This window comes from Krasilnikovia cinnamomea, assembly GCF_004217545.1.
Classification (GTDB): Bacteria; Actinomycetota; Actinomycetes; order Mycobacteriales; family Micromonosporaceae; genus Actinoplanes; species Actinoplanes cinnamomeus.
Genome location: NZ_SHKY01000001.1, coordinates 6,770,949 through 6,778,207 on the forward strand (window position 1 = coordinate 6,770,949; position 7,259 = coordinate 6,778,207).

5 protein-coding genes are annotated in these 7,259 nt (G+C 70.2%); 2 read left to right on the forward strand and 3 right to left on the reverse strand.

What is annotated here, in order from left to right; translation table 11 throughout:
* Positions 1 to 684: 684 nt before the first annotated feature.
* A complete protein-coding gene (locus EV385_RS30365; protein ID WP_165449661.1) occupies positions 685 to 1,329 on the forward strand; it encodes a helix-turn-helix transcriptional regulator in 645 nt (214 codons plus the stop codon).
* Positions 1,330 to 1,411: 82 nt separating this feature from the next.
* On the opposite strand, the gene EV385_RS30370 is transcribed toward EV385_RS30365, so the two are convergent.
* The 3 genes from EV385_RS30370 to EV385_RS30380 form a co-directional block, all read right to left on the reverse strand.
* Positions 1,412 to 2,212: a LuxR C-terminal-related transcriptional regulator gene (locus EV385_RS30370; protein WP_130512565.1), complete on the reverse strand. Its 801-nt coding sequence runs from the start codon at positions 2,210 to 2,212 to the stop codon at positions 1,412 to 1,414.
* A 162-nt stretch (positions 2,213 to 2,374) separates the two neighbouring features.
* Complete coding sequence (locus EV385_RS30375; protein WP_130512566.1) at positions 2,375 to 4,252, reverse strand: ABC transporter ATP-binding protein; 1,878 nt, start codon at positions 4,250 to 4,252, stop codon at positions 2,375 to 2,377.
* On the reverse strand, positions 4,230 to 6,008 hold the full coding sequence (locus EV385_RS30380; RefSeq protein WP_130512567.1) for an ABC transporter ATP-binding protein: 1,779 nt from the start codon (positions 6,006 to 6,008) through the stop codon (positions 4,230 to 4,232). The genes EV385_RS30375 and EV385_RS30380 overlap by 23 nt, the downstream gene beginning before the upstream one ends.
* A gap of 209 nt (positions 6,009 to 6,217) precedes the next feature.
* On the opposite strand from EV385_RS30380, the gene EV385_RS30385 reads away from it, so the two are divergent.
* On the forward strand, positions 6,218 to 7,249 hold the full coding sequence (locus EV385_RS30385; protein ID WP_130512568.1) for a GDP-mannose 4,6-dehydratase: 1,032 nt from the start codon (positions 6,218 to 6,220) through the stop codon (positions 7,247 to 7,249).
* The last annotated feature ends 10 nt before the right edge of the window (positions 7,250 to 7,259 follow it).

Here is a 7,259-nt window from a genome sequence, read left to right on the forward strand (position 1 = left end):
GCCGATGGGGGCCGGACGGCTGGTGGGCGCCGGGCTCTAGGGCTTTCCCTAGCTTCTCGTCGCGGGGAGCCCGGTCGCGTGTGGACAGTCGGTCCCCAATAAGATCATCTCCGGGTCCCCGCCCGGCGGCGTCGGCATCGGTACAGGTCCGTGCATAGTGTCGGGGTCCCGACCTGTCCTGCTACCGACGCTTCCGGTGCGCCGCCCGGTGGCCCGGGCCAAGGTTGAGGTTGCGAAACGGTGAAGTCGGCAGGCCCGCTATTGAATCCATAGGCGAGGGCTGATCTGCCTAGTAGCATCGATGCAGGTTACCCCTCAGTAGCATCATGGTCTGGGCTGCTGCTGCCCGCGAGGAGTCGCATGGAGTTGGCTGGTCCTGTCGAGACAGCCGGGCGTCCGGCGCCCCGTCTCGGCCGCCGGGGGCGGTGGGCATGCAGCCATGACGAGTCCTCATCGAGTCTTCATCGGATGTGAACATCGCGGAGAGCCGGCGGTGATCGCGCCTGACCCGGCGCGGGCGCCGCAGGATTTTCCGTCCCTGCGTGGACAGCACGACTCAGCAGGGCCGCCGCCACCGTGTCGCGGCGCGAGAAACTCAGTCGGTCTCTATTCGATGCCAGCCGGCAGATTGGGTGTCATATGCAACGCGATTGGGGCGGTGCGACCACCGAGAACCTCTCGGTCGTGCCGAAGTGTCAGCCGGAGTTCCAGGACAGATTCAAGTCCCTGTTCGAGCAGTCCGGCATGTGTATGGCCAACCTGGATTCCGGGCTGCGGCTACGCGAGGCGAACTCGGATTTCCTTCGTCAGCTGGACCGCAAACCACAGGACAGTTACGGCCGATCATTCCTGGCCCTGCTGCACCGCAGTGTGCGCACGACGGTAGAGCGCGAGTTGAGCGCACTCGTCACCAATCAGCGGGAACGATTCACCGGCCATATCGTGGCGACCAGACGCGACGGCACGCTGCTGCCCGGAAAGATGACCGCCGTGGCGGTGTCCGACCCCAAGGGCGACGTCGACACCGTTCTCGTGCTCGTCATGCCGAGTTCCCGGCAGGGCGGGGCCGCCGCGTCGGCCAGCCTCAAGGTCCAGCTGCGGCCGATGGACGCGCGCATCCTCGAAGGGGTGGCCGCCGGCGACTCCACCGTGAAGCTGGCGTCCTCGCTGTTCATGAGCCGGGGCGGGGTGGAGTACCGGGTCACCGCCCTGTTGCGCCTGCTGCGGGTCTCGAACCGGCCCGCCCTGATCTCGAAGGCGCACTCGCTGGGCCTGTTCAACATCGAGACCTGGCCGCCGAAGGTGCACCCCGAGTTCGTCGAGTCCTGACCCGCCACGCCGCTGGCCGGTCATCGCAGCCGCGATGACCGGCCAGCGGCGTCTGCGGGACCGGACACAGACGCGGCGTGCGTCAGTGCACGAACTCCTCCCGCACCCGGGGTGGCCACGCGCCGATGGTGAGAATGCCCATCCGGTAGGCCCGGGAGATGAGGGCGGGCCGGTTGGGTGCCTTGAGCCTGCGCAGCATCGCGCTGACGTGGTACTCGACGCCCTGCCTGCTCAGGAAGAGCTGACCGGCCAGCTGCACCGTGGACGCCCCGGCCGCCACGCCTTCGAGGATCTTGGCGTCGACCGCGCTGAGGAGCTTCTTGCCGGGGGCCACCGGCACCTCGGCCCGGGACCTGGTCCCGACCAGCAGCACCATGTAGGCGGCGTCGTCCGTGCTGTCGCCGGGCACCGGCAGGGCGGTCAGATCACCCTCCACGACGCTGTCGTCCGGGCGGCGTACCTGAACGTGCTCGGTGAATCTGCGGTCGCGGCCCGCGCCCAGGGCGTCGAGCCGGTTCAGTAGCCGGTGCCTGCTGTCGGAGCGCAGCAGCTCGGTGAACTCGAATCCCTCGACCTCGGCGGCATTGCGGTCCAACATCGCCAGCAGATCGGCGTTGACGCGCTGCACCCGGCGCCTCGAATCCAGAATGGCGATGCCCACTCCGGACCTTTCAAACAATGAACGAAACAATTCGTCGGATCGGCTGGTGGTCGGTCGCAATGGCGAAGAATATGTGAGAACACCGAGCGGGCGGGGTGCCGATCGGTGAAGGGATTCAAGCACAGCCACTCCAATGTGCTGCCGGGAGAACGTACGCCTTCCGGCGATCGATGCTAGGTCATGGCGTCGGCGGTGGACAGCACGTGGGCAGGAAAGCGACATTGACCATAGTGGAGGGCCCGGTGAACCTGGAGGGCGGTTTGAGCGTTGCGGTCGGGACCGGCAACAAGCGGGAAACCCGGCCGGAATAAGGGGTTCACTAGCAGAGGCAAAACTGGGAAAACATTAGAGATTCCACGGGTTACCGCACCGTTACCACACAGGCTACTCCCGGCCGGCGTGCAGGGAACTCCGATAAAGGTCGGCGTACCGGCCGCCGTGGGCCAGCAGCTGCTGGTGCGTGCCGGACTCGACCACCGCACCCCGGTCCATCACGAGAATGACGTCGGCGTCGCGGACGGTGGACAGCCGGTGCGCGATCACGAAACTCGTCCGGTCCGCGCGCAGCGCGCTCATCGCCTGCTGAACCAGCCCCTCGGTGCGGGCGTCGACCGAGCTGGTCGCCTCGTCCAGGACGAGGACGGCGGAGGGCCGCAGGGCCGCCCGCGCCAGGGTGACCAGCTGCTTCTCCCCGGCGCTGAGCGGGGCCACCTCGTCGTCCAGCACCGTGTCGTAGCCGTCCGGCAGGCCGCGCACGAAACGGTCGACGCCGGTCACCCGGGCGGCGGTCAGGATCTGCTCGCGGGTCGCGCGCGGCGACCCGTACGCGATGTTCTCCGCGACGCTGCCGTGGAACAGCCACGGCTCCTGCGGCACGATTCCGATCAGGGCACGCAGGTCGTCACGGGTCATCGACGCGATGTCGACGCCGTCCACCAGGATCCGGCCCTGGTTCACCTCGTAGAAGCGCAGCAGCAGATTGCCCAGCGTGGTCTTGCCCGCGCCGGTGGGACCCACGATGGCGACCAGCTGCCCCGGCTCCACGGTCAGCGACAGCCGGTCGATCAGCGGGACGTCGTCGGCGTACCGGAAAGACACCCGGTCGAAGCGGATCCGGCCGCGCACCCGCGCGGGGAATGCCGGCGCGGCCACCTCCGCCCGCTGCTCCTCGGCATCGAGCAGCTCGAAGATCCGCTCGGCGCTGGCCAGGCCGGACTGGAGCTGACCGGCGACGCTCGCCAGCACCGTCAGGGGCCGGGTGAACATGCCCGCGTACTGGGTGAAGGCCAGCACCTGGCCCAACGACAGCGCCCCGGACAGCATCCGGGCCGCGCCGAACACCGCCACCAGCACGTACGTGAGGTCGGTGACGAAGCGGGCGGTGGGCTCGATCGTGCTGGTCAGCGCCTGGGCCCGCCGCTCGGCGTCGGCCAGCGCCCGGTTGTGCGCCTCGAACTCGCGGATCACCTCCGGCTGGCGGCCGAACGCGCGCACCACCGTGTGCCCGGTGTACATCTCCTCGACCCGGGCGGTGACCGTTCCCGTGGCGGCCCACTGCCAGGCGAAGCGGGGCACCGCCCGGCGGCCGACCACGACGATCACCGCGACGCAGGCGGGCACGGCCAGCAGCACCAGCACCGCCAGCAGCGGCGAGAGCAGCAGCATCACGATCAGGGCGCCGACCACGGAGAGCAGCATGTTCACGCTGTGCCCGACGGACAGTTGCAGCGTCTGCTGCAGATTGTCGACGTCGCTGGTGACGCGGCTGAGCACCTCACCGGGCGGCGTGCGGTCCAGGTAGGCCAGCGGCAGCCGCGACAGCTTGCGCTGCACCCGCTCGCGCAGGTCGTGGACGGTCTCCTGCACGGCGCGCGACAGCACCCGGCCCTGCAGCCACAGGAACACGGCACCGGCGAGGAAGACGCCCAGGCTCAGCGCCAGCAGCATGGCCAGCCGGGTGAAATCGACGCCCTCGCCGGGCACCAGATCGGCCGGGTCGAGCGTGGCGGCCAACCCGTCGCCCCGCTCGCGCAGCCCGGCGAGCGCCTGCTCCCGGCTGGTTCCCGGCGCCAGGGTGCGGCTGACCAGGCCGGCGGCGATCAGGTCGGTGGCCCGGCCCAGCAGGTACGGGCCGAGCAGACCGGCGACGGTCGAGCACAGTCCGAACAGGACGGCGACCGACAGGGCGGCCCGGCGTGGACGGCACAGGCGCAGCAGCCGGCGGGTCAACCGCCCGCGCTCACCGGCGGCCGGGCCGCGCATCCACGATCTCCCCACCGGGCCGGGACGCGATCCGCTCACCGGGCGGATGGGCCCGGACGAACTCGCGGTACACGTCGTTGTCCCGCAGCAGGTCCGCGTGGGTGCCCGCACCGACGATCCGGCCGCCGTCGAGCACGGCGATCCGGTCCGCCGCCGCCAGCGCGCCGACCCGCTGGCTGGTCAGCAGCACCGTCGTGCCGGTCAGCTCGGCGCGCAGCGCCGCGCGCAGGCGGGCCTCGGTGCCCGCGTCCAGCGCCGAGAAGCAGTCGTCGAGCAGCAGCAGCCGCGGGCGGCGCAGCAGGGCCCGGGCGATCGCGAGGCGCTGCCGTTGCCCGCCGGACAGGTCCAGCGCGCCGCGCGCCAGCACGCCGTCCAGCCCGTCCGGCAACCGTCGCACCACGTCGTCGACCTGCGCCACCGCCAGCGCGTGCCACAGCCGTGCGTCGTCCGCGTCGGGATCGCCGAACCGCAGGTTGTCGCGCAGCGTCCCGGAGAACAGGCGGGGGGTCTGCGGCACCACCGCGACCAACCGGCCCAGGTGCTCCGCGCCCAGGTGCCGGACGTCGGTGCCGTCCAGCAGCACCGCCCCGGCGGTCACGTCGAACTGCCGCAGCACCAGGTGCAGCAGCGTCGACTTGCCGCTGCCGGTGCCGCCGACGATCGCGACGGTCTGGCCGGGATCGGCGACCAGACTCACCCCGTGCAGCACCGGGCGGGCACAGCCCGGGTGGGCGTACGCGACGTCGCGCAGCTCCAGCCGCCCGCCGCGGCCCACCGGCGGCACGGGACCGGCGGGCTCCCGTACGGTGGGCTCGGTGTGCAGGACCTCGGTGATGCGGCGCACCGAGGCGACCGCCCGGGACAGGCTGGTGAGCACCACGAGGGTCATCACCATCGCCAGCACGATCAGCGACAGGTAACCCACCAGGGCGGTGAGCGTGCCCAGCCGCAGCGTGCCCGCGTCCACCCGCCGCCCACCGAACCAGATCAGGGCGGCCATGCCCACGTTGGTCACCAGCGTCACCAGCGCGGCGAACGACGTCAGCAACCGGCCCACCCGCAGCGACGGCTCGAACACCCGCAGGTTGGCCGCGGCGAATCGGTCCCGTTCGCGCTGCTGCTGACCGAAGGCCCGCACCACGCGCACCCCGAGGATCTGCTCGCGCAGGATCCGGCCGACCAGATCCAGGCCGTGCTGCAACCGGTCGTACACGCCGGACATCGTCACCAGCATGACCGCGATGCACCCGCAGATCGCCAGGAACGCCAGGACCAGCAGCAGACCGAGCCACATGTCCTGGGTGAGCGCCAGCACCAGGCCGCCCAGCGACAGGACCGTCGCCGACAGCGCGACGTCGAACAGATTCAGGGCCAGCGTCTGGGCCTGGGCGACATCGTTGACCGTACGTGTGATCAGCGACGGCGTCCCGAACTGGTTCACCTCCCGCGCCGAGAGGCGCAGGACCGCGCGGAACACCGCGGAACGTACGTCGCGGCCCAGCCCGGCGGCGACGGCCGCCCCGATCCGCCCGGCGGCGATCGTCACGCCCACCTGGACGCCGGTGACCGCCGCCATGCCGAGCCCGATCCCCACGATGTAGTCCAGCGCGCCATGCAGCACCCCGCGGTCGACGACCAACGCGTTCAGTGTGGGCAGCAGCAGGACGCAGGCGGTCTGGACGAGCTGCAGCACCGCGATCAGCGCGATCTTCGACCGGTACGGCCCCAGGTACGCGCGCAGAAAACCGGTCAGCACAGGCGACACTCCGGGGGCCTCGCGTCGGCGTCGAACTACCCCCGGAGTAGACCCCGGACGCAGCACGTAGATCACTAGGAACCGGCATCGCAACTTCTGAGGATTCCCTAGTGGCTGGTGACCTACTGTCCCCTCGAAGCGCGGCGGCGGGACGGCCCGGCCTCGCGGAGAGCTACTCCAACAAGCGAGTCAGCAGGGAGACGGACCCGATGCCCAAACGCGCGCTGATCACCGGAATCACCGGCCAGGACGGTTCCTACCTCGGCGAGTACCTGCTGTCGCTCGGGTACGAGGTGTGGGGGCTGGTGCGCGGCCAGGCCAACCCGCGCAAGTCCCGGATCAGCCGGCTGGCCGCCGACCTCAACTTCATCAACGGCGACCTGATGGACCAGGCCAGCCTCGTGTCCGCCGTGGACAAGGTGCAGCCGCACGAGGTCTACAACCTGGGCGCCATCTCGTTCGTCCCGATGTCGTGGGAACAGCCGGAACTGGTCACCGAGGTCAACGGCATGGGTGTGCTGCGCATGCTGGAGGCCATCCGCATGGTCAGCGGGCTGACCGCGCCGCACCGCGACCGCGGCTCGCAGATCCGGTTCTACCAGGCGTCCTCCTCCGAGATGTTCGGCAAGGCCATCGAGACGCCGCAGTCGGAGACCACCGGCTTCCACCCGCGCAGCCCCTACGGCGTCGCCAAGGTGTACGGCCACTTCATCACCCGCAACTACCGCGAGTCCTTCGGCATGTACGCGGTCTCCGGGATGCTGTTCAACCACGAGTCGCCCCGGCGCGGAGCCGAGTTCGTCACCCGCAAGATCTCCCTGGCGGTCGCGCGGATCAAGCTCGGCCTGCAGGACAAGCTCAGCCTCGGCAACCTCGACGCCGTACGGGACTGGGGCTTCGCGGGCGACTACGTACGCGCCATGCACGCCATGCTGCAGCAGGAGGACCCCGGCGACTGGGTCATCGGCACGGGGCAGATGCACACCGTGCGCGACGCGGTGCAGATCGCGTTCGACCATGTCGGCCTCGACTGGAACGACCACGTGGTCATCGACCCGGAGCTGGTGCGACCGGCGGAGGTGGAGATCCTGTGCGCGGACATCAGCCGCGCCAGCGCCGCGCTGAACTGGAAACCGACCGTCGCGTTCGGTGACCTGATGCGGATGATGGTCGAATCCGACCTGCGCCAGGTCGCCCGCGAACACGAGTACGGCGATCTGCTGACCGCCGCGAGCTGGTGACGGGCTGAGC